The sequence below is a fragment of the bacterium Unc6 genome, from assembly GCA_013626165.1.
Taxonomy (GTDB): Bacteria; Omnitrophota; Gorgyraeia; order Velesiimonadales; family Velesiimonadaceae; genus Velesiimonas; species Velesiimonas alkalicola.
In genome coordinates this window covers 68,240-90,000 of record NDHX01000002.1, presented here as the reverse complement: position 1 = coordinate 90,000, position 21,761 = coordinate 68,240, and the positions used below count along the sequence as shown (strand labels likewise).

Annotated in this window: 19 protein-coding genes; all 19 read left to right on the top strand. The window is 38.9% G+C overall.

The annotated features are described in order from the left end of the window. Position 1 precedes the first annotated feature (1 nt). On the top strand, positions 2 to 1,693 hold the full coding sequence (locus B9J78_01425; GenBank protein ID MBA2123595.1) for a hypothetical protein: 1,692 nt from the start codon (positions 2 to 4) through the stop codon (positions 1,691 to 1,693). Beyond that, complete coding sequence (locus B9J78_01420) at positions 1,690 to 2,853, top strand: hypothetical protein (protein ID MBA2123594.1); 1,164 nt, start codon at positions 1,690 to 1,692, stop codon at positions 2,851 to 2,853. Before B9J78_01425 ends, B9J78_01420 begins: the two co-directional genes overlap by 4 nt. Before the next feature lie 48 nt (positions 2,854 to 2,901). Next, entirely contained in the window at positions 2,902 to 3,303 is a 402-nt protein-coding gene (locus B9J78_01415) for a hypothetical protein (GenBank protein MBA2123593.1), read from the top strand. A gap of 149 nt (positions 3,304 to 3,452) precedes the next feature. After that, on the top strand, positions 3,453 to 4,478 hold the full coding sequence (locus B9J78_01410) for a radical SAM protein (GenBank protein ID MBA2123592.1): 1,026 nt from the start codon (positions 3,453 to 3,455) through the stop codon (positions 4,476 to 4,478). Next, positions 4,475 to 6,004: a hypothetical protein gene (locus B9J78_01405; GenBank protein MBA2123591.1), complete on the top strand. Its 1,530-nt coding sequence runs from the start codon at positions 4,475 to 4,477 to the stop codon at positions 6,002 to 6,004. The genes B9J78_01410 and B9J78_01405 overlap by 4 nt, the downstream gene beginning before the upstream one ends. Positions 6,005 to 6,009: 5 nt before the next feature. Next, entirely contained in the window at positions 6,010 to 7,455 is a 1,446-nt protein-coding gene (locus B9J78_01400; protein ID MBA2123590.1) for a hypothetical protein, read from the top strand. A 242-nt stretch (positions 7,456 to 7,697) separates the two neighbouring features. Then, positions 7,698 to 7,856, top strand: coding sequence for a hypothetical protein (locus tag B9J78_01395; protein MBA2123589.1), 159 nt, complete (start codon positions 7,698 to 7,700; stop codon positions 7,854 to 7,856). A 14-nt stretch (positions 7,857 to 7,870) separates the two neighbouring features. Next, positions 7,871 to 9,331 carry a hypothetical protein gene (locus tag B9J78_01390; protein MBA2123588.1) on the top strand — a complete coding sequence of 487 codons (1,461 nt, stop codon included), beginning with the start codon at positions 7,871 to 7,873 and terminating at the stop codon, positions 9,329 to 9,331. A 238-nt stretch (positions 9,332 to 9,569) separates the two neighbouring features. Beyond that, positions 9,570 to 9,941 (top strand): hypothetical protein, encoded by a 372-nt coding sequence (locus B9J78_01385; GenBank protein MBA2123587.1) that lies wholly within the window; start codon positions 9,570 to 9,572, stop codon positions 9,939 to 9,941. A gap of 275 nt (positions 9,942 to 10,216) precedes the next feature. After that, positions 10,217 to 11,359, top strand: a complete 1,143-nt coding sequence (locus tag B9J78_01380) for an AmmeMemoRadiSam system radical SAM enzyme (protein MBA2123586.1) — start codon at positions 10,217 to 10,219, stop codon at positions 11,357 to 11,359. Between the two features lie 3 nt (positions 11,360 to 11,362). Beyond that, entirely contained in the window at positions 11,363 to 11,866 is a 504-nt protein-coding gene (locus tag B9J78_01375; protein MBA2123585.1) for a hypothetical protein, read from the top strand. 183 nt (positions 11,867 to 12,049) lie between these two features. Further along, positions 12,050 to 13,309, top strand: coding sequence for a hypothetical protein (locus B9J78_01370; protein ID MBA2123584.1), 1,260 nt, complete (start codon positions 12,050 to 12,052; stop codon positions 13,307 to 13,309). Next, positions 13,290 to 14,138 carry a hypothetical protein gene (locus B9J78_01365; protein ID MBA2123583.1) on the top strand — a complete coding sequence of 283 codons (849 nt, stop codon included), beginning with the start codon at positions 13,290 to 13,292 and terminating at the stop codon, positions 14,136 to 14,138. The genes B9J78_01370 and B9J78_01365 overlap by 20 nt, the downstream gene beginning before the upstream one ends. 22 nt (positions 14,139 to 14,160) lie before the next feature. Further along, entirely contained in the window at positions 14,161 to 15,156 is a 996-nt protein-coding gene (locus B9J78_01360) for a tRNA (adenosine(37)-N6)-threonylcarbamoyltransferase complex transferase subunit TsaD (GenBank protein MBA2123582.1), read from the top strand. A 142-nt stretch (positions 15,157 to 15,298) separates the two neighbouring features. Then, positions 15,299 to 16,105 (top strand): methyltetrahydrofolate--corrinoid methyltransferase, encoded by an 807-nt coding sequence (locus tag B9J78_01355; GenBank protein MBA2123581.1) that lies wholly within the window; start codon positions 15,299 to 15,301, stop codon positions 16,103 to 16,105. Positions 16,106 to 16,136: 31 nt separating this feature from the next. Continuing rightward, positions 16,137 to 19,289, top strand: a complete 3,153-nt coding sequence (locus B9J78_01350) for a preprotein translocase subunit SecA (protein MBA2123580.1) — start codon at positions 16,137 to 16,139, stop codon at positions 19,287 to 19,289. An 11-nt stretch (positions 19,290 to 19,300) separates the two neighbouring features. Next, entirely contained in the window at positions 19,301 to 20,101 is an 801-nt protein-coding gene (locus tag B9J78_01345) for a ribose 1,5-bisphosphate isomerase (GenBank protein MBA2123579.1), read from the top strand. Next, positions 20,085 to 20,870, top strand: a complete 786-nt coding sequence (locus B9J78_01340; protein ID MBA2123578.1) for a hypothetical protein — start codon at positions 20,085 to 20,087, stop codon at positions 20,868 to 20,870. The genes B9J78_01345 and B9J78_01340 overlap by 17 nt, the downstream gene beginning before the upstream one ends. A gap of 11 nt (positions 20,871 to 20,881) precedes the next feature. After that, complete coding sequence (locus B9J78_01335) at positions 20,882 to 21,760, top strand: biotin synthase BioB (GenBank protein MBA2123577.1); 879 nt, start codon at positions 20,882 to 20,884, stop codon at positions 21,758 to 21,760. Position 21,761: the final 1 nt, after the last annotated feature.

The following is a 21,761-nucleotide window of genomic DNA, read 5'->3' as shown; positions in this document are numbered from 1 at the left end:
TATGAATATAATTAACATAAAAAAAGTAGACTGTGAGAATTGCTATAAGTGTGTGAGAAGCTGTCCATTGAAGGCAATTAGAATTAAAAAACAGCATGCCGAGGTGGTTGAAGAACGGTGCATCCTTGATGGCAAATGTGTGGCAGTTTGTCCCCATAATGCCAAGGAGATAGAGGATGGTCTGAATAGGATAAAGGAACTTCTTGCCTCTAAGTTCAAAGTCATAGTCAGTCTTGCCCCGTCTTTTGCCGGACTGTTTGATCTCAAGCATCCCGGGCAGATGGTTTCTGCACTGCATAAATTAGGTTTTGCCGAGGTAGAGGAGACTGCCTGGGCAGCAGAGATGGTTGCCACAGAACATATTAAGATGCTTGAGACTCTTCCAAAACCTGTTCTAACAAGCTCTTGCCCGGCAATTGTCGGTCTGGTAGAGATATATTATCCTGAACTGATTCCTCATCTTGCCAGGGTTGTCTCACCAATGATTGCCCATGGAAGAATGCTTAAGGCAGATCATACCGAAGATATGCGAGTTGTATTTATTGGACCCTGTATCGCCAAAAAGAAAGAGATGGTTGATGTGCCCGGAGCAATTGATGGGGTTCTAACCTTTGTGGAATTAAAAGAATGGTTTGAAGAAGAACATATCAATATTGGGTCTTTGGCAGAGGAAGAATTTGCCAATGAAAGTCCCAAATGGGCAAGACTTTTTCCCCTGGAAGGAGGACTATTAAAAACAGCTTCCATAAATCCTGATATGTTATCGCGAGAGGTGCTTGTTATCTCAGGGGTAGAGGAGTGCAAAGAATTTCTAAAAGATTTTGGCAAGAATATTCCGCAAAAGGTAAATATCATTGAGATGCTTGCCTGTCCAGAGGGTTGTATCAATGGGCCCGGGATAAAAACCGAATATTCTCTTCTTGCTCGCAGACAGAAGATACTCGGTTTTTCAAAAGATAATGAGGGTATCTCTATACCGATCAAGAAGTTTAAGGAAGTAGATTTGAGCAGGAGCTACGCTGACCGCAGAATAACTCCTCTCATTCCTACGGATGAGGATATTGGAGGACTGCTTTCCAGTATTGGTAAATTTACCCCTGAGGATGAAACCAACTGTGGTGCTTGCGGATATGATTCCTGTCGTGAAAAGGCGGTTGCAGTATATCAGGGTATGGCTGAGATAGAGATGTGTATCCCCTATATGCGGACAAAAGCAGAGTCTATGAGCGAGATAATTACTGAATCAATACCCAGTGGAGTGATTGTCGTAGCAGAAGATATGACCATCCTTGATATAAACGCGGCAGCCAGAGAACTCTTTTCCTGTCAAAAGAGAAAGTTGATTGGAAATAAACTCAATACGATAATTGATGACAATTATTTCAGGAAAGCCTTCTCTGAGCAGAATGTTATCTCCGGTGAGGTTTCCTATCCAGGGTATGAGCTTATATTTCAACAGACGATACTCTTTGTGCCTAAGCATAATATAGCCGTAGGTATTTTTATTGATATTACCAAGCAGCAAAGACATATTAAAGAAGAAGAGAGGCGCAAGGAAAGTTTTTCCAGGGCTCATACTGTTATTAACAAGCAGATGCGGGTTGCTCAGGAGATCGCTGGTCTCCTGGGGGAAACCACGGCTGAGACCAAGGCATCTCTTCTTGAACTGTTAAAGTTGATGGAGGGAAAATGAACCCCCGGGAGATTTTTGTGGAGGTATCTCATGGTTCTCTAACCAAACACAATGAAGAGGTCTGTGGCGATAATGTAATGGTAAAAAGAGTAGATGATGGTTCAACAATTGTGGTTATGTCTGATGGATTGGGTAGCGGCATCAAGGCATCAATTCTGGCAACGCTGACTACCAGGATTATTGCAACTATGTTAGAAAAAGGGGTTAACTTGAAGGAAGTGGTAGAAACCCTTGCTGAAACCCTACCCGTCTGTCAGGTGCGAAAATTGGCTTATTCAACATTTACCATCCTACGGATATCTTCCAGGGGAGAGGTAGTTGCGTTTGAATATGGCAATCCAGAGCCTTTTTTTATCCATCAGGGTAGACTTAACACTATTTCAGGAAATGAGTATCCAGTAGGAGGGATAAAAATATCAGAATCTTATTTTCCTATGGATAGGAATGATTATCTGGTAATAGTAAGTGATGGTATTGTTCATGCTGGCCTGGGAAAGGTATGGAGTATGGGGTGGCAAAGGGAGAGAGTAGGGAAGTTTTTAGAGGAGAAAGCAGGGTCTTTACCATCAGCTTCTTCCTTAACCAGGTCACTTCTTGATACAGCAAATAGTTTTTATGAGGAGATGCCCGGGGATGACGCCACTTGTGTAGTGATTAATTCTCGTCTATTCCAGCGACTCATCGCGATGATCGGTCCACCGCTTGATGTAAAAGATGATGAAAATGTGGTTAATGAACTGGTTAATTTTGATGGTATAAAAGTGGTGTGTGGTGGTTCTACAACCAATATCGTTGCCAGAATATTGAAAGAGGAGCTAATCGTAGATATATCCTCAATGTGCAATGGGATACCGCCTACTGGTATCCTTAAAGGGATAGATCTCGTTACTGAAGGCATTTTAACTCTCTCTGGTGCATTAGAACAGATTAAGGGAGGGGTTGTTAGTGATGAGCTGGTGGACAGGAGAGATGGTGCTTCACGGCTGGCAAAGGTCTTGCTTTCTGCAGACAGCATCAACTTCGTTGTTGGGCAGACAATAAATCCTGCCCATCAAAACCCCAATATGCCATCTGAATTAGTCATTAAACGAAAGATTGTTGAATCTATTGCATCATTATTAAGAGAGAAGGGGAAACGGGTTACAATGGAATATTGTTAACCACGGAACCTTATAAGGAGTAGAGAATAGGGTACTGTCAAAAAATAAATGAAAACCACTGAAAACACTGAATTCACTGAAAATAATTATCCTTTTTCTGAGATAACTGATAAGATTATCAAATGCGCCATTGAGGTTCACAGGACCCTTGGCAATGGATTTTTGGAAAGTATTTATGAAAATGCGATGATTTATGAATTGGAACACCAGGGATTAAAAATTGAAAAGCAAAAAATAATATCAGTGGTTTATAAAGGGAATATCATCGGTGAACACCGTTTGGATCTTCTTGTTGAAGGAGAGATAATCGTTGAAAATAAAACAGTTAAAGAATTTGATGTCATTCATCAAGCCCAGATTTTGTCTTATTTGAAGGCAGCCAAAAAGAGAATTGGGCTTTTAATAAATTTTGCTAAAACAAAAATTGACATAAAGAGAGTAATTTTGTAATTCAGTGTCATCAGTGTCTTCAGTGGTAAGATTTTGACATTATGAATAAACGACTCGGGAGATTTAATATGAAAGATAAATTGTTTTTAAAGATGGTATTAGGGCTTATTGTTGTTGTTTTTGTAGCGTTGTATATCGGATACAGGGAGATGGGCAGCCAAGAAGCCCTTGGCAGGCAAACTTTCCAAGGGAAAGATGGGGGGAATGTGGTTAAAAAATTTGCTGCTATAGACACTGATTTTGAACCTGTTTACTTAAAACTTCACAGATCAGGTGAATTAAAAAAACGGGCGGAAAAATTGTGGGCAATGATGGAAAAATGTTCACTCTGTCCGAGAAGATGTGGCATCAATCGTCTCAGGGGTGGGACCGGATTCTGTCGTGCCCCGGGTACAAGGCTTTTTGTTTCATCCTTTCATGCGCATTTTGGCGAGGAAAGGCCACTTGTTGGCAGAGGTGGTTCAGGGACGATCTTTTTTACCCATTGCAATTTAAGATGTGTATTTTGCCAGAACTATGAAATAAGTCATCTTGGCAGGGGCTTTGCAAAAAGTATTGAGGAATTGGCTGATATGATGCTTCAACTGCAAAAAAGGGGCGCTCATAATATAAATCTTGTAACCCCAACACATTACTCTGCGCATATTCTTAAAGCACTTGATATAGCCGCAAGCAGGGGACTTCGGCTGCCAATTATATACAACACTTCTGGCTGGGAACCGCTTGAGATAATCAAGATTCTTGATGGTATTGTTGATATTTACCTGCCTGATTTCAAATACTGGGATAGTGAAATGTCAGCAAAATATTCAGCCGGAGCAAAGAGTTATCCGGAGGTGACAAAAGAAGCAATCCTTGAGATGCACCGCCAGGTCGGTGTGGCAAAACCAGAAAAAGATGGTCTTGTGTACAGGGGGCTGATGATTCGCCATCTGGTTATGCCAAATAATGTTGCTGGTTCAGAAAAGATTATGGAGTGGATAGCGGAAAATCTGCCAAAAGACACATATATCAATATTATGGCGCAGTATAACCCGAGATATAAAGCATTTGATTATCCGCAAATATCCAGGAGGATAACCGATGAGGAATATAAAAAAGTTGTTGACCGTGCAAAAGAACTGGGGCTTACAAATCTTGATACTGGGTGGGGATTCTGGTGGCTGAGAAGATGATGGGATTATTATTGAAACCTGTTGCTTATAATAAACAAGTTATGGCTAAGGCCGAAAGATTTCTAACAGGGTTTATCTGTGTAGTTTTCATAATATTTATAGCTCTTGCAGACCATTGCTTGGCTTATAAAGATTACCAGGAAAGGGTTACCGAGCATACGCTCAAAAATGGCATACGACTTATAATTCTGTCCGACCATTCTGCTCCGGTTGTTTCCTTTCAAGTGCATGTGGATGTTGGCGCGGTAAATGAAAGAGTAGGGGAGACAGGGATAGCCCATCTACTGGAGCATTTAGCCTTTAATGGAACCCAGGTTATTGGAACCAAAAATTGGAAAGATGAGAAAAAGGCTTTGGCCAAACTTGACCGTATTCACAAAAAATTGTTAATGGCTAAAGCAGAAGGAGAAAATACACAGAGGCTTGAGGAAGAGTTTGAAGAAGCTAGACTTGCTGCAGATAGGTTTACCAGAACTAATGAGTTTGGTCAGATTCTCGAGCGAGCTGGAGCAATTGGCCCTGGTGCCTATATCAGTTATGATTTTACCTGTTACTGGGTTGAGCTTCCTTCTAATAAGGTCCAGTTGTGGGCGCTCTTGGAGTCTGACCGGTTACTGAATTCAGTAGCGCGTGGGTTTTATCAAGAATTGAAAGTTGTCAAAGAAGAGAGAAGGATGCTCGTTGACAACTCACCGTGGGGAAGGCTCTGGGAGGAATTCAGGGCAATTGCTTATAAAGCACATCCCTACGGGAATCCTATAATTGGGCACATGAGCGATCTTGAAAATATGACACGAGATAAGATAAGGAGTTTTTATGAAAAACACTATACCCCTTGTAATATAATAGTGGCCATTGTGGGCGATGTAGAGCCAGAAAGACTTATCCCCAAGATGGAGAAGTACTTTGGAAGATTTCCGGTTAAAGACAGACCACCTTCAGTAATAACAGTTGAACCGGTTCAGGCTTCTGAAAGAAAAGTTACCGTGGAAATAAAGGCAGAACCAATTTTAATAATAGGCTATCATACATTTAAGGCTACTCATCCCGACCGACCAATGCTGAGGATAGTTGCAGAGATCTTGGGTGGGGGAAGAACCTCTCGGTTATATGAGCGTCTCGTAAAAAAAGAAAAGGTTGCCATAGATGTGGGTTCTTGGTCCTGGGCTCCAAAATATCCCGGGATGTTTTATTTGTGGGGAATGGCATCAAAGGGCCATACAAACCAAGAAGTGGAAAGGTTAATTTACGAGGAGATTGAGAGATTAAAGAAGGAACTTGTAAATGTCACAGAATTAGAAGGAGCGAAGGCCAGGGTGAGGACCGAGTTCATCAGAGGGCTTAAGTCCAGAAGAGGGATAGCCAGGGAGCTTGCCTGGTATGAAGCGGTGACAGGCGACTGGAGGAATATGTTTAAAGAATTAGAAAAGGTTGAGAAAGTGAGCGAAGAAGATATAAAGAGGGTAGTAAATAACTACTTTTTTTCACAGAATAGAGTTGTGGGAATGGTTGAGCCTAAACTGTGAGTAAGATGAAGAGAGAACTTAAAAAGATTAAAAAAGGAATTATTTTTTTGTTAGTCCCTGTTTTTCTGATAGGCTGCTTTCCAAAAAGAGATACGACAAGGGATTTTCAGAGATTGGAGTTTGTTGAATTAGAGCCTATTGAAGTTCCGGAATATACAAGAAGAGAGCTTAAAAACGGAATGATTGTTTATCTTATGGAGGACAGAACATTACCCCTTATCCATTTCAAGGCTCTTATAAAGACGGGCTCTATTTGGGATCCCCAGGATAAGGCTGGACTTTGTGATATAACATTTGAAGTTATCAGAACAGGAGGGGGTGGACAGAGGACAGGAAACGAGATAGATATGAAACTTGAGAGGGTAGGAGCTCAGATAGAGGCAGGCGCTGATAGAGATATGGGTTGGGTTTGTGGTTTTTCTCTTAAAGATAATTTCAATGAAATCTTCTCTGTATTCGGTGATATTTTAAGGAACCCTCTCTTTGACCAGGCTAAAATAGAACTTGCCAAAATTAAAATAAGGGGATTAATTGCCCGCAGAAATGACAATATAGAGGAGCTTGCCAACAGAGAATTTAGAAGGCTTATTTATGGGAGAGATAATCCCTATGCGAGGATTGTAGAGTATAAAACAATAGAGAAGATTACCAGGAATGATTTAGTGTTATTTTATAATAATTTTTTTCATCCTAACAATATTGTTCTGGGTTTGTGGGGAGATTTTGAGAGCGAAGAGATGCTTAAAAAGGTAGAAAGTATATTCGGAGATTGGGAACCAAGAGAGATTCAATTTCCTGAGAAGCCCATAATTGAGCAGGAGCCCATTGCCTCATTTAATTTAGTTATCCGAAAAGAGGCCACCCAGTCTGCGATAAGAATGGGCCATTTAGGTATAAGGCGTGATCATCCTGATTATTTTGCTTCCATAGTGTTGAGTAAAATATTAGGAGCAGGCTGGCATTCAAGATTTGGCCGTCGTCTGCGGACAGAAGAGGGGCTCGCTTATGAGGTTTGGGCATGGCAAACGGCTGAGTTTGATTATCCAGGGTTGTTTATTGCTACTGCCCAGACTTCTTTAGGTCGCACTATTGAGGCAATAACTCTGATGAAAAGAGAGATTGAACTAATACGGCAGAAAGAAGTAAGTTATGAAGAACTTAAAGTCGGCAAAGAAAGTATTTTAAATGCAGCTGTCTTCTGGTTTGATACAAAAGATGAAATAATTGAAAGGCTTATGCGTTATGAATACTATGGGTATCCCCTTGATTATATAAAGAGGCTCATTGAGGGTATAAAAGAGGTAACAAAAAATGATATTTTAAGGGTTGCCCGGGCTCATCTAAAACCGGACAAACTGACCATACTTGTAGTGGGTAACCCTGAGTTTTTCGATAAGCCTCTTTCAAGCCTTGGTGAGGTTCGCTTACTTGATATTTCAATCCCTCAATAGTTTACCAAGCAACAAACGGGTTTACCCGTTAGAGACCTATCTGCCCTCTGGTATTTATCATTATAACTGGCAAGAGCATATTATTGTTTCCGTAAAAGAAGATGATTTTTGCAAGCAGTTAATGTTGGCAGCTCTGGAGCAGAGGATGGTAGCAAATGCTCCTGTAAGTTTAGTCTTTACTGTGGTCTATTTTTTGCACTACAAGAAGATATGGCAAAAGAGGCGAGGTTCGCTATGTCCCTATGGATGTGGGAGGTGCGGGTCAAAATGTTCACCTGCAGGCAGAGGCATTGGGTTTAGGCACAGTGATAATCGGTGCCTTCCATGACGAAGCAGTTAAGAAAATTCTCGGGGCAAAGGATGAAGTGCCTCTTTACATAATGCCAGTGGGAAGATATTAGGGGGGAGCAAGATTATGAATGAAAGGATACTTATAATTACTCTTTTGGTTTTTAGTATGGTTAAATGGGCAGTAGCAGAAGAGGTTCGGCAACCAGCAGTAGCAGGCAGTTTTTATCCTGCTTCTGTCCCAGAGTTAAGGAGGATGGTTAAAGGGTTTTTAGAACAAGTCCAGCCGGTAGAGTTAGACGGAGAGTTGGTTGCATTAGTTGTTCCCCACGCTGGTTTTGTCTTCTCAGGCCAGGTGGCGGCACATTCTTATAAACAGTTAGAAGGAAGAGATTTTGATACCATTATTTTAATCGGGGATAGCCATAGGATGAAGTTTCCCGGTGCTTCCATCGGAAACTACTCTGCCTATCGCACTCCCTTAGGGGATGTGTCAGTAGATAGAACATTAGTGAAAAAACTAATTAAAGAAAATGAAAAAATAGGTTTTCATCCTCAGGCGCATAAAAAGGAGCATTCCCTGGAGGTACAACTACCATTTTTACAAACAGTGCTTGGAGATTTTAAAATTGTGCCCATAATAATGGGTGAGCGCAACCTTCAGACCTGTAAAATTTTGGCCGATGCGCTTCTTAAACACACCAAGGACAGGAATGTGCTCTTTATCGCTTCTACTGACCTTTCCCATTTCCATCCCTATCAGGAGGCAGTAGAGATTGATAAAAAAACAATTTCGGCGATGGAAAAATTAGATGGTGATCTGCTCTTTAAAGGTTTGCAAAGAAATGAATATGAGCTCTGTGGTGGCGCAGCAACAGTAGTTACTATGTTAGTAGCCGAAAAGTTGGGTGCGAACAAAGTCAAACTGTTAAAATATGCTAACTCCGGGGATGTGCCCTTTGGAGACAAGTCCCGGGTAGTGGGCTATGCGGCAATGGCCATAACTAGTTTGGCCGGCTCTCAAGGGATAGAGACTTATGAACCTTTAAGTAAAGAGGCACAAAAGATACTTCTTAAACTTGCCCGTCAGGCCATTCAGGGGTATGCAGTAACATCTGCAACACCAAAAATTGAACCAGGAAATTATACGGTGTTAAATGAAAGACGGGGCATATTCGTCACTATTTACAAAGACGGAAAATTGCGGGGTTGTATCGGTGTACACGAATCGGAACTGCCACTTTACAAACAGGTTGCAAAAACTGCTATAGATGCTGCTTTTTTTGACAGGCGATTTCCTAAATTGAGGCCAGAAGAGATTGAAGATATTAAAATAGAACTTTCGGTGTATCTTTCTCCCTTAGTAAAGATAGACAATGTTAGTCAATATGAAGTTGGAAAGCATGGAATTATTATGCGAAAGGGCCGACGGGGAGCAACATTTCTCCCCCATGTGCCCCTTGAGCAGGGATGGGATAGAAAAGAGACTTTAGAACAACTCTGCCGCAAGGCCGGACTTGCCCCAGGAGCCTGGCGTGATAAAGATATGGAGTTCTACATCTATTCAACTCAGGTCTTTGGAGAATAAGATTATTATAATACTCTGTCAAATAAATAAGCAGTCGGGGTTTTTCTATTCTTTCCCGAAGGGCTTATCCTAAAGCACGAGGGGCTGAAGGATCTCATGAGATCCTTTGTCGCTTCGCTTCTCAACGGATGACAAGTTGGGAAACTACTCCCTGACCCGTCCATATAACTAATAAGTAGTGAGCCCGTTTATATGATTACTTTAGAATAGAGGGCCAATAATAAATGGTCTCGAAGATATGACTCGCAAGGAATTTGAATCATTGGTTGCAGATGTTTTGAAGGGGCTTCCGAAAAAATTCAAGGATAAACTTCAAAATGTAGATATCACCATTGAGGAAGATCTTAATGTGGACATGGTAAAAAAACTCAGGCCGGGCACACAAAGTCGACTCTTGGGACTTTATTACGGTGTTCCCTTGAAAGACAGGACTCATTATTATGGCATGGTGATGCCCGATAAGATTATACTTTATAAACAAAATATTGAGCTGGAATGTGAGAAAAAAGGATTAGATATTTACAAGGAGATAAAACATGTTATACAGCATGAGATCGCCCATCATTTCGGAATATCTGATAAACGTTTAAAAGATTTAAATGTGTATTAAATTATTGACCTTTGCATAATGATATGTGATAAATGGGGTCAACTCTATTTTCTCTAAAAAACCAATGTAGTATTATTAAAAAAAGAAAATAGAGTTGACCCCATTTATCCCTTTATGCAAAGGTCAATATTAAAACAATAAAATAAACCTATTGTGTTTCACATAAATAATGAAAAGTCATCCCTTTCGTTGTTCCCCCTAATCCAGAGAGTGCCCGAAAGAGGGGTTAGGGGAGATTATTTTATGTAAAGCAATTTAATGTGTTTGTATTAAATATGAGAAGAATAGGGTTAATAATATTTTTGTTTTGTTTAATATCTGCCACTTTAAAAATAAATGGGGTGGGCCTGCTTGTTCGCCGCTTTGCTCCCGCCTACGTAGAGGCTTCGGCGGACAGGCTGGCAGGCGGGAAGGAGGCGATGTTTTATCAAAAATTAGATAATAACAAGGTCCAATGTAGACTTTGTTTCCGGAAGTGTATTATTACTGAAGGCGGGCGTGGATTCTGTCGGGTAAGGGAAAATCAAGGAGGGAAATTGTACAGTTTAGTTTATGGCAGGCCCGTGGGACTTCAGATTGACCCTATTGAACTTGAGCCGATGTATCATATGCTTCCCGGACACAAGAATCTCTGTGTTTTTACCGCTTCTTGCAATTTCCGCTGCAAATACTGCCACAACTGGCATATTACCACCCGGGGTCCTGAAGAACTAGGAAGCAAAAATTATTCTCCCGAAGAGGTTGTAGAGGAAGCAATAAGAAAGGGGTGCAAGTCTATCTCCCACAGCATAAATGAACCAACAATTTTTTACGAGTATATGCTTGATGTTGCAAGGTTGGCTAAAAAGAAAGGACTTTTGAACCTTTTTCATACTAATGGCTCAATATCTCCTGAACCTTTGCGGCAAGTCCTTAAATATATGGACGGGGTTACAGTGGATCTTAAGGGTTTTGATGAAAAATTTTATCAAGAAATTTTACAGGCTCAATTGAAACCTGTATTGGAAACCTTAAAAATTATCAAGCAGGAGGGTGTGCATTTAGAGATTGTCCATTTAATTATTCCAACCCTGAACGATGATCTGGATAAGATAGAACAGATGTGTATCTGGATTAGAGACAATTTAGGAGAGGATGTCCCTTTACATTTTAATCGCTTTTCCCCGGCTTATAGACTAATGCATCTGCCAGCCACACCAGTTAGGACTTTGGAGGCGGCAAGAAAAATTGCTCAAAGCGTAGGACTAAAATATGTCTATATCGGTAATCTCCCTGGCCATAAAGGTAATAGTACTTATTGCCCTCAATGTCAAAAGAGACTAATTCATCGGATTCATTTTACAGTTCTGAGTAATAATATAAGAGATGGAGGGTGCGGATTGTGCGGATATAAAATTGCTGGCATCTGGAATAGGTAACTTGTGATAAGCAAAATAAAAATTGTGAAGATAATTTTGTTAGTAGTTTTAGGGCCGCTTCTTTTTTATCCTTTCGTATTTTGTCCTTTCCGTCTGCCTTACCTATACTGTTCTATTTGCTATTTAAAATGTCCCTGGGGAAGATTAAGGTGGTTCTTGCTTTTAGGGATGCTGGGATTGAATCTTAAAAGGAGGTTTTATTGTTCTTCTTTGTGTCCTTGCGGGACAATTCAGGATTTGCAACGGGGGATAAAGATAAAAAAGTTTATTCTACCTTCCTGGGGCCACTGGGTCAGATTTTTCATTTTTGGTTTAGTATTTTTATTTATATTGGCAACCAGAGAATACTTCTCATTTATTATTGGTGGCTATATTTTTTGGTTTCTTATCGGTTTGATATTTGTACTCTCATTTTTTAGCCATAGATTCTGGTGTTTGATATTTTGCCCAATCGGAACATTAACTGACATAATGTTAAGAATAAAAAGGTGGTTTAGACGCCGCTAAAAATAAATTTGACAAAACCGCTCTAAAGCCCTAATGCTTGGGCTTAAAGGTTACCTTGCCTTGACATTTGTTCATAGATTCTGTTAAAATAAATAAAATAAAAGAGGATGTTCTGGAGTGTTAGTTTGTAACCACATCATAAAGGCCGGGACAAACTAACAACTGTTAAACAAAGGAGGGGAAATGAATAGGATTTGCAAATTTGTTTTAATATTTTTTATTTTTTTTAGTGTTTCTGTTTTTTCAGAACCACGGATAGATAAAAAACAGACATATAAGGAACTTGAAAGGTTTACTGAGGCTCTTTCTATTGTTCAGCAGTATTATGTGGATATTGTTCCTTTAAAAAAGATAATAGATGGTGCAATAAAAGGAATGGTCCAAAATCTTGACCCAAGCAGTGAGTTTATGGATCAAAGACAGTACAGAGATTTACAAATACAGAGTAAGGGAGAGTATGGTGGGCTTGGAATGTTTATCGGCATAAGAGATGAGATTCTTACAGTTATTGCTCCTATGCCTGATACACCAGCATCAAGGGCAGGGATAAAGTCCGGGGATAGAATTGTAAGAATAGAAGGAGAATCAACAAAAGGAATTCAGGCAGGTGATGCTGTTGATAAATTAAGAGGAAAACCCGGAACACAGATTAAAATTGTTATATGGAGAAAAAAGGATAAAAAGCTTCAAGAACTGACACTTACAAGGGAAAAAATAGAAATAAAACCTGTCCAGGAAGAAAAAATCATAAAAGAGGATATTGGACATATCTGGCTTGTGCAGTTTAATGAACATACAGCAGGTGCACTGGACAAGAGCCTTGAAAATCTTAAAAACAAGGGTATGAAAAGGCTTATTCTTGATTTAAGAAATAATCCCGGGGGACTTTTAACATCGGCAATTGCCGTAAGTGAAAGATTTTTAAAAGAGGGTGACACAATTGTAAGTCTATCAGGAAAATCTGAACTTGGGGCAACAAAAGCAATAAAAAGTTCTGGCAAACATGCCACGACCGATATACCCCTTCTTGTTCTTGTAAATGGTGGAAGTGCAAGTGCATCTGAAATTGTTGCCGGTGCCATAAGGGACAACAAAAGAGGATTGATTGTCGGTTTAAAAACATATGGCAAGGGGTCCGTTCAGACAGTTATTCCACTAAAAGACAATTATGCTTTAAGGCTTACTACAAGTAGATACTATACGCCCGGTGGCCATCGCATAGACAAAGGAGGAATAACTCCTGATATTATCATTGAAGAAAAACCTCCCTTTGAAGTAGCAAAAGAAAAAACAGCAGAACAGATATTTGAGGATATAGAAAATGACAAGGTAAAAGAAGATGAGACACTTGAAAAAGAAGATGTAAAATTTTATGATTATCAGTTAGAGCAGGCAGTCTTTCTTTTGAAAGGATTTAAATTTTATGAGCAGATCAAAAAGTAGTGTTGCCGTATTTATATCCGGGATACTTGTTGGTTTGGTCCTGGGTGTCCTTGGTTATTATGTTGCTTCTTACCGGAAAACAGAACCTGTTTCTATCTTGCATGAAAAGGCTGAAGAAAAAAAGATAGAAAAAGAGAAATTAAGGCTCCTTTTGCCTGAGGTTAAACCAGGTAAAATCGCCATTATACTTGACGATTGGGGACATAGCAAACGAAACCTTCCTCTTTTATATAGTATCCAGAGGAAGATAACTATTGCAGTTCTTCCTGATGGTCCATATTCTACACAGATTGCTAAAAAGTGTAGAGAAAAAGGACTTGAGGTAATCTTACACCTTCCTATGGCAAGTGGAAAACTCAGCCTTGATGGGAAAACAAGTATCAGACCCGGTATGACAAAAGATGAGGTATCAAAAATATTTTCTCATTCTTTTTCACAGATACCTAATGCAGTGGGTGTGAACAACCATATGGGTTCTTTTGCAACAAAGGATGAAGCAGTTATGAGACTTGTTTTAGATGAAGTAAAATCAAGAAGGCTTTTTTTTATTGATAGTGTGACATCGGATTCATCTGTTGCTGACAGTGTCCGAAGGAAGATGGGCATAAGAGGGGCAAAAAGGGCGGGTCTTTTTCTTGATATAGATGCAAAAAATAAATTTGAGATAGAACAAAGACTTATTGATCTGGCAAACATTGCCAAAAAAAATGGTAAGGCGGTGGGCATAGGACATGCAAAACAAGATACACTTAAGGCTATATTAAGGGTTGCACCAAGGATAGAATCAGAAGGTGTAAGGTTTGTGTTTGCATCAGAAGTGGTAGAATAACAGGCTCTAAACAAAAGGTTTTATGAAGATATTAGGGGTTGAAACATCCTGTGATGATACAGCATCTGCGGTTATAGAAGAAAAAAATATACTGTCTGATATTGTAAGTTCCAGTGATACATTACATGAGAAATATGGCGGGGTTGTTCCTGAAATTGCCTGCAGGGCACATATTGAATGTATATGGCCTGTTGTTCAGGAATCTCTCAGACAGGCTAATGTCAAAATTGAAGATATTGATGCGGTTGCAGTAACATATGGGCCAGGACTTGCAGGGGCTTTGCTTGTTGGTGTATCATTTGCAAAAGGGCTTTGCTGGGCTTCAAAAAAGCCGTTGATTGGTATAAACCATTTAGAAGCACACCTGTGGGTCTGTTTTTTGACTAAAAATCCTCCGAAGATACCCGGTATTGGGCTCGTTGTATCAGGAGGTCACACAAGCCTTGTCCATATAAAATCATGGAAAAGATTTGAACTTATAGGTTCAACAATAGATGATGCCGCTGGTGAGACCTTTGATAAGGTAGCAAAGATATTGAAATTAGGTTATCCGGGAGGACCCAAATTACAGGAGGCTGCAAAAAATGGAAAGAAGGATGCTATAAAGTTTCCGATAGCAAAATTAGAAAAAAAATATAATTTTAGTTTTAGTGGCCTTAAAACATCTGTTCTTTATTATGCAAAAAATACTGTAAAAAAACACATTTCAGATATTGCCGCATCTTTTCAGGAGGCGGTTGTGGGCGCTATTGTAAAAAAAACTATTGATGCAGTTAAACAGGACAGTGTCCAAAGCCTTGTGTGTGGAGGGGGTGTTGTTTCAAATGAAAGATTAAGAAAATGCTTGGAACAGGAAACAAAAAAAATAGGGATACCTATCTATTTCCCCGATGTTTCACTTTGCAGGGATAATGCAGTTATGATTGCAGCACTTGGGATGGAGTACTTTAAGCAGGGTAGATTTAGCTCAATGGATTTAACGGCGGTTCCGGATTTAGGGATAGGGAAAGGAAATTAGAAGTTTTAGATTTTAAGTTTTAGATTAGAATATGAGAAATTAGAAATTTTAGATTGCTACATTTAACCAGGAAGTGCAACGTTTAAGGATTTCATGACCCCAACGAGACAGGGTCAAAGACCCTTAAAAACAAAGAGGAGAAATGATAGTAATAGGTGAAAAGATAAACACTTCAAGAAAGTCTGTATTTGAGGCGGTTGAAAAAAAAGATGAAGAGTTTATAAAAAACCTTGCTCTGAAACAAACTTCCGCAGGAGCTGATATGTTGGATATAAATTGTGGAACAAATGTTGGGAGAGAGGTTGAAGATATGAAGTGGCTTGTAAAAATTGTACAAGAGGTTTCAGATGTTCCTCTTTGTATAGATAGTCCAAATCCAAAGGCTCTTGAAAAAGGACTTGAACTTGTTAAAAAAAATGGAAAAAAATATCTTGTAAACTCCATTACAGCGGAACGGGAAAGGATAAGGCTCATTCTTCCTATTGTCCAGTGTTTTGATTGCGATGTTGTGGCGCTTACTATGGATGAAACAGGTATGCCCCATACAGCAGATGAAAGAATACAGATTGCAAAAAAAATAATAAAGATGTGTGAAGAGCAGAAGGTAGCAAAAGAAAGAATATACTTTGACCCATTGGTTCGTCCTGTTAGCACAGAACAAGAGCAGGCACTTGCATTTTTGAACGCAGTTGAAGAAATTACAAAATTAGGAGCAAAAACAACCTGTGGTCTTTCAAACATATCTTTTGGACTTCCTGAAAGAGGGCTTTTAAATGCGGTGTTTGTTGCAATGGCAATAGACAGAGGACTAACATCGGCACTTATAGACCCTATGGATAGGCTTATGATGGCAACAATAAAAGCAGCGGGAACATTGCTTGGAAAAGATGAGTATTGTATGAATTATATCACAGCATCAAGGGAAGGAAAACTGTTAAAAACAAAGTAACAGGGTAAGAAATAAGGGGAAAAAGTAGACTATGATGCAGTGGTTGATGCATAAGGTTTTTGCAAGTAAAAATGCAAGAGAATTAAAACGACTTTATCAGAAATTAGAGAATGTTAAGTCTTTTGAAGATAGCATTAAAAATCTTTCAGATGAACATTTAAGGGCAAAAACTGATGAGTTTAAGAGCAGACTAAAGCAAGGTCAGACCCTTGATGATATCCTGTGTGAGGTATATGTTGTTGTAAAAGAAGCCTGCAAAAGAATGGTTGGAAGGGAATGGGATGTTTGCGGTATAGGAACAAAGTGGGATATGATTCCTTTTGATGTCCAGATTATTGGTGCAATAGTACTTAATGAGGGAAAAATTGCAGAAATGGCAACAGGTGAGGGTAAAACGCTTGCTGCTATTATGCCTTTGTACTTAAATGCTCTTACTGGAAAGGGTGCGCATCTTATAACAGTAAACGATTATTTAGCAATGCGTGACAGAGAATGGATGGGACCTATATTTGAGTTTCTTGGGCTGACTGTTGGGTGTATACAAAACCAGATGGAGCCATCACAAAGAAAGGTTCAATATGATTGTGATATTACATATGGAACAAACAATGAATTTGGTTTTGATTATTTAAGAGATAATATGGCAACCAGGATAGAGGACAGGGTCCAGAGGGGACATATTTTTGCAATAGTTGATGAGGTGGACTCTGTTCTTATTGATGAGGCGAGAACACCTCTTATTATTTCAGGTCCTGTTGAGGTTTCAACGCATAAGTACCATGAACTAAAGGGCCCTGTTGAAAGAATTGTAAAAAAACAAACTCTTCTGGTGAACAATATAATTGCACAGGCAGAGGAATTATTATCATCGGAGAAAAATTACGAGGCAGGTATAAAACTGCTTCAGGCAAAAAGAGGTGCTCCCAAAAATAAAAAACTTATGAAGTTGTTGCAGGATAAAAAAAATATAGATTTAATGGGAAAGGTAGAACTTGATTTTATAAGAGATAAGAAACTTCATACCCTGGATGAGGACCTGTTTTTCGCAATAGATGAAAAAGGGCACAGTGCGGATCTTTCTGAACAAGGAAGAAGAGAGATTTCTCCCAACGATCCAAATATGTTTGTGCTTTCAGATATACATGAAGAGATTGCTATACTTGAGTCTGAAAAATCTTTAACCCCTGAACAAAAAATCCAGAAAAGAACAAGCCTTGAACAGGAATCTCTTGTAAAAGGAGAAAGAATACATAATATCTCACAATTGTTAAAGGCATATACACTTTTTGAGAAAGATGTTGAATATGTGATACAGGATGGTAAGGTTATAATAGTTGATGAGTTCACAGGCCGTCTTATGCCGGGAAGAAGATACAGTGACGGGCTTCATGAGGCACTTGAAGCAAAGGAATCTGTTACAATTGAAAGAGAAACACAGACACTTGCAACGATTACATTGCAGAATTATTTTAGAATGTATAAAAAACTTGCCGGTATGACAGGAACCGCCGAAACAGAGGCACAGGAGTTCTGGGAAATATATAAACTTGATGTTGTTGTCATACCCACACACAAGCCGATGGTAAGAAAGGATTATGATGATGTAATTTACAAAACAAAAAGGGAAAAGTACAATGCGGCAATAGATGAGATTGCATATCTTTACAATATAAAAAGACCTGTTCTTGTGGGAACTGTATCAGTTGAGGTCTCTGAAACATTAAGCAGGATGTTAAGAAGGCGCGGTATTTCTCATAATGTTCTTAATGCAAAATATCATCAACAAGAAGCACATATTATTGCAAAGGCAGGTCAGATTGGTTCTGTTACGATAGCGACAAATATGGCAGGAAGAGGAACAGATATAAGGTTAGATTCCCGTCTTTCAGAGACTGTTTCTTGTGCTGTCATAGAACAGGTTAAAAAGTCTTTAAACAATACAAACATATCTGTAAATGTCTGGACAGACATTGAAACGGGAGTATTCAAAAAGGCTATTAAAAGTTTAGAACCAGATGGAATAAGTGTAAATTTTAATACTAACAAAAAACCAATGGTTGCAAGGTTTGGCAGAGGCGTTAATAAAAAACAAGAGGCAGTTATGGATTATAATTTAGGTCTTGCAATTGTTGGAACCGAAAGACATGAAGCAAGAAGGATAGATAGACAGTTAAGAGGACGTTCTGGAAGACAGGGAGATCCGGGCTCTTCAAGATTTTATCTTTCTTTGGAAGATGACCTTATGAGACTTTTTGGCTCTGACAGGATATCAGGTCTTATGAGCCGTATGGGTGTGGAAGATGGACAACAGATTGCACACGGTATAGTTACACGTTCGATCGGAATTGCACAGAAAAGAGTAGAAACACAGAACTTTGAAATAAGAAAAAGACTTCTTGAATATGACAATGTGATGAATCGTCAAAGAGAAGTTATATATGAAGAAAGAAGGATTGCACTTGAAGAAAATAATTTAAAACTCCACATACTCAATATGATAGATGAGGCAATAGAAGAAATAATTTTTGAATATTTACCTGATGAAAAAGAAATAGAAAATATTGAAGAACTTGTGCAAAGAATAAGAGCCCATTTTCCCGTAAGTCTTAAATCTGAGGACTTAAAAGAAAAAGACAGGGAAGGCATATTTGAACATATTGTTAATATCGCGCATTCTGCTTATGATGAAAAAGAAAAACTCATAGGTTCTGATAGCATGCGTTTTATAGAGAAGATGTCCATGCTTACAGTTATTGATATGAAGTGGAAAGAGCATCTTTATGCAATGGATGGACTCAGAGAAGGAGTAAGTTTAAGGGCATATGGACAGAGAGACCCGCTTATAGAATACAAGCACGAGGCGCATTCTATGTTTTCAGAACTTTTAAAGCAGATGAAATTAGAAATAATAGTCAGGGTATTTAAATCATTTATGGTATCTGAAAAAATGCCTGTAAGTCTTATAAGACAATTTTTGCATCCGCAAACATTGCATTTTGGAAAAGAAAAAGAATTTGCCCCTGCTGTTGGTAAATCCACCAGAACAGCACTTACGGAGAATATTCCCATCACCCTTGCAGGTTCTTCTCAATATAAAAGACAAACACCCAAGGTTGGCAGGAACGACCCCTGCCCTTGCGGAAGCGGGAAAAAATATAAGAAATGTTGTGGTGCAAATTTATAGAAAGGAGGGTTATGGTGAAAAAGGCTTTATTTAGTGCGGTTGGTGAAAAAGAAATCACAAGAGCAATTGTTGGGGAATTTGCAGATGAGTTTAAGGAGCACATAGAAAGCGATTGCCTGATTGTTGGAGCGGGCCCAAGCGGGCTTATGGCTGGAAAAGAACTTGCCGCAAAAAAGAAAAAGGTTTTTATTGTAGAAAGAAACAATTATTTAGGAGGTGGCTTTTGGATAGGTGGGTATCTTATGAACAAACTTACAGTAAGAGCGCCAGCCCAGAAGGTTCTTAAAGAACTTAAAATCCCTCACAAAGAAGTAATTAAAGGGCTTTTTGTTGCAGATGGTCCTTATGCATGTTCAAAATTAATTGCGGCAGCTTGTGATGCGGGTGTAAAGTTTGCAAATATGACTGTGTTTGAAGATGTGGTTGTCAGGCAGGATAACAGGGTGTGTGGTGCAGTTATAAACTGGACACCTGTTCAGGCCTTGCCAAGACAGATTACCTGTGTAGACCCTGTTGGCCTTGAGTCAAAAGTGGTTCTTGATGCAAGCGGACACGATGCAGTTGTTATAAAAAAACTTGAAGAAAGAGAAATAATAAAAACAAAAGGATATGGCGCAATGTGGGTTGAAATGTCAGAAGATCTTATTGTTGAACACACTGGAGAGATTCACCCCGGCCTTGTTGTAAGCGGTATGGCAGTTTCAACAGCCTACGGTCTTCCCAGAATGGGGCCGACATTCGGAGGCATGCTTCTTTCAGGGAAAAAGGCCGCAGAGGTTATATTGAAACTTCTGAATGAAGAAAAAAAGTAAAACTATAATTCAGTATGACGGATGTTGGAAGAATATAATTCTGTCCGATATAACAAAAAGATGTAAAAAATACTTAAAATCATTTAATTTTGCGATAAAAGATGAAATCCTGAAACCTTTTATATCAGAAGAACTGGCATGCAGGATTGCGCTATGCAGAATAACGGATATTGCTAAAATGAGCAATCCCAAACAAAAGCCTTTTCCAGCAGAGATAAGTCTTGAATACAGAATTTTAACAAAAAAGACACAGGTATTAAAAGGGTTATTATATGATGGTTTTATGTTTCAACACATATTAAGAAAAATATATAATGACCCTTTCTTGTTTATATATATTACTGATAGGCTGATGTGCACAATGGGACAGGATGGAAGGTATCATGCAAGAACAATAATTCTTGGGAATCCCGCTATTGTCTCAACCACGGGCCTTGTTGAAGGCCCTGCAAAAGTTTCTTCCTATTACAGAATAAAATTTGCCTTGTCAAAAGTAAGTCCTGCTCTTGATGCAGGTTTAGAAAAAGTTTTAGAAAAAAACTATCTGTTAATTGATGATAAAAGGATAAATAAAATTATTCCTGGTTATATCTTACAGGCCATATTCTTTCATTGGACAGGAGAGCCTTTTTGTTCCGATAAAATGTGTAGACTCTACAATGCTCACTGGCAGAAAGAAATGTTAGAATGTCAATTACAAAGGGGTGTTGGATTGTGTGAGGAACACAGGAAGAAACTGGGGAAGATACTGTGTATGATGAATTTATAAAATATGTAAATTTGCCTCTATCTGAGGTTGTGCATATTGCAGATAATATCAGAAGAAAATATTCTAATTCAAAGATAGAACTTTGCAATATAATGAATGCCAAGTCAGGTATCTGCAGTGAAGATTGTAAGTTTTGTGCTCAATCCTGCCATCATTCCACGGGTGTTTCTGTATATCCTTTAAAAAGTAAAGAAGAGATTTTAGAGTCTGCAAGGGTAGCAAAAAAAATAGGAGCACATAGATTTGATATTGTCGCAAGCGGCAACAGTCTTTCAAAACAAGAATTGAAAAATGTTGTAGATGCAGTATGTGAGATTAAAAAATCTATCCGTATAGATATATGCGCTTCTCTTGGGAAATTAAGAAAAGATGAACTTGCAATTTTAAAAAGTGCCGGGCTTTCAAGGTATCATCATAATATAGAAACATCAGAAAGATATTTTAAAAATATTGTAAGCACACATACATTTCAGGAAAGGATTGATACAATAACAGCGGCAAAATCCGTTGGATTACAGGTTTGCAGTGGCGGGATAATAGGCATGGGTGAAGATTGGGAAGATAGGATATCAATGGCTCTGACTTTGAAAAAAATGGATGTAGATTCTGTTCCGTTGAATATACTTGTTCCGATAAAGGGCACTGCCTTACAGGATGCGGCTCCTTTGTCCTGTTCTGATGCAATAAGGACGATTGCAATGTTTCGTATAATCTTAAAAGATAAAATAATAAAGATTGCAGCAGGAAGAGAAACCATACTAAAAGATTTTCAAGCCCTGGGATTTATGTCCGGTGCAAATGGTATGCTCATAGGCGGGTATCTTACACTAAAAGGAAGAAGTATTGAAGAGGATTTAAAACTTGTAGAAGAGATTGACAAAATATTATAGC

What these genes read in the sequence shown, in the direction of transcription:
- B9J78_01355 (MBA2123581.1), top strand. Translation starts at nt 15,299, where the DNA reads ATGATAGTAATAGGTGAAAAGATAAACACTTCAAGAAAGTCTGTATTT.
- B9J78_01380 (MBA2123586.1), top strand. Translation starts at nt 10,217, where the DNA reads ATGAGAAGAATAGGGTTAATAATATTTTTGTTTTGTTTAATATCTGCC.
- B9J78_01400 (MBA2123590.1), top strand. Translation starts at nt 6,010, where the DNA reads ATGAAGAGAGAACTTAAAAAGATTAAAAAAGGAATTATTTTTTTGTTA.
- B9J78_01385 (MBA2123587.1), top strand. Translation starts at nt 9,570, where the DNA reads ATGACTCGCAAGGAATTTGAATCATTGGTTGCAGATGTTTTGAAGGGG.
- B9J78_01410 (MBA2123592.1), top strand. Translation starts at nt 3,453, where the DNA reads ATGGGCAGCCAAGAAGCCCTTGGCAGGCAAACTTTCCAAGGGAAAGAT.
- B9J78_01350 (MBA2123580.1), top strand. Translation starts at nt 16,137, where the DNA reads ATGATGCAGTGGTTGATGCATAAGGTTTTTGCAAGTAAAAATGCAAGA.
- B9J78_01415 (MBA2123593.1), top strand. Translation starts at nt 2,902, where the DNA reads ATGAAAACCACTGAAAACACTGAATTCACTGAAAATAATTATCCTTTT.
- B9J78_01425 (MBA2123595.1), top strand. Translation starts at nt 2, where the DNA reads ATGAATATAATTAACATAAAAAAAGTAGACTGTGAGAATTGCTATAAG.
- B9J78_01360 (MBA2123582.1), top strand. Translation starts at nt 14,161, where the DNA reads ATGAAGATATTAGGGGTTGAAACATCCTGTGATGATACAGCATCTGCG.
- B9J78_01365 (MBA2123583.1), top strand. Translation starts at nt 13,290, where the DNA reads ATGAGCAGATCAAAAAGTAGTGTTGCCGTATTTATATCCGGGATACTT.
- B9J78_01340 (MBA2123578.1), top strand. Translation starts at nt 20,085, where the DNA reads ATGAAGAAAAAAAGTAAAACTATAATTCAGTATGACGGATGTTGGAAG.
- B9J78_01420 (MBA2123594.1), top strand. Translation starts at nt 1,690, where the DNA reads ATGAACCCCCGGGAGATTTTTGTGGAGGTATCTCATGGTTCTCTAACC.
- B9J78_01390 (MBA2123588.1), top strand. Translation starts at nt 7,871, where the DNA reads ATGAATGAAAGGATACTTATAATTACTCTTTTGGTTTTTAGTATGGTT.
- B9J78_01345 (MBA2123579.1), top strand. Translation starts at nt 19,301, where the DNA reads ATGGTGAAAAAGGCTTTATTTAGTGCGGTTGGTGAAAAAGAAATCACA.
- B9J78_01370 (MBA2123584.1), top strand. Translation starts at nt 12,050, where the DNA reads ATGAATAGGATTTGCAAATTTGTTTTAATATTTTTTATTTTTTTTAGT.
- B9J78_01395 (MBA2123589.1), top strand. Translation starts at nt 7,698, where the DNA reads ATGGATGTGGGAGGTGCGGGTCAAAATGTTCACCTGCAGGCAGAGGCA.
- B9J78_01405 (MBA2123591.1), top strand. Translation starts at nt 4,475, where the DNA reads ATGATGGGATTATTATTGAAACCTGTTGCTTATAATAAACAAGTTATG.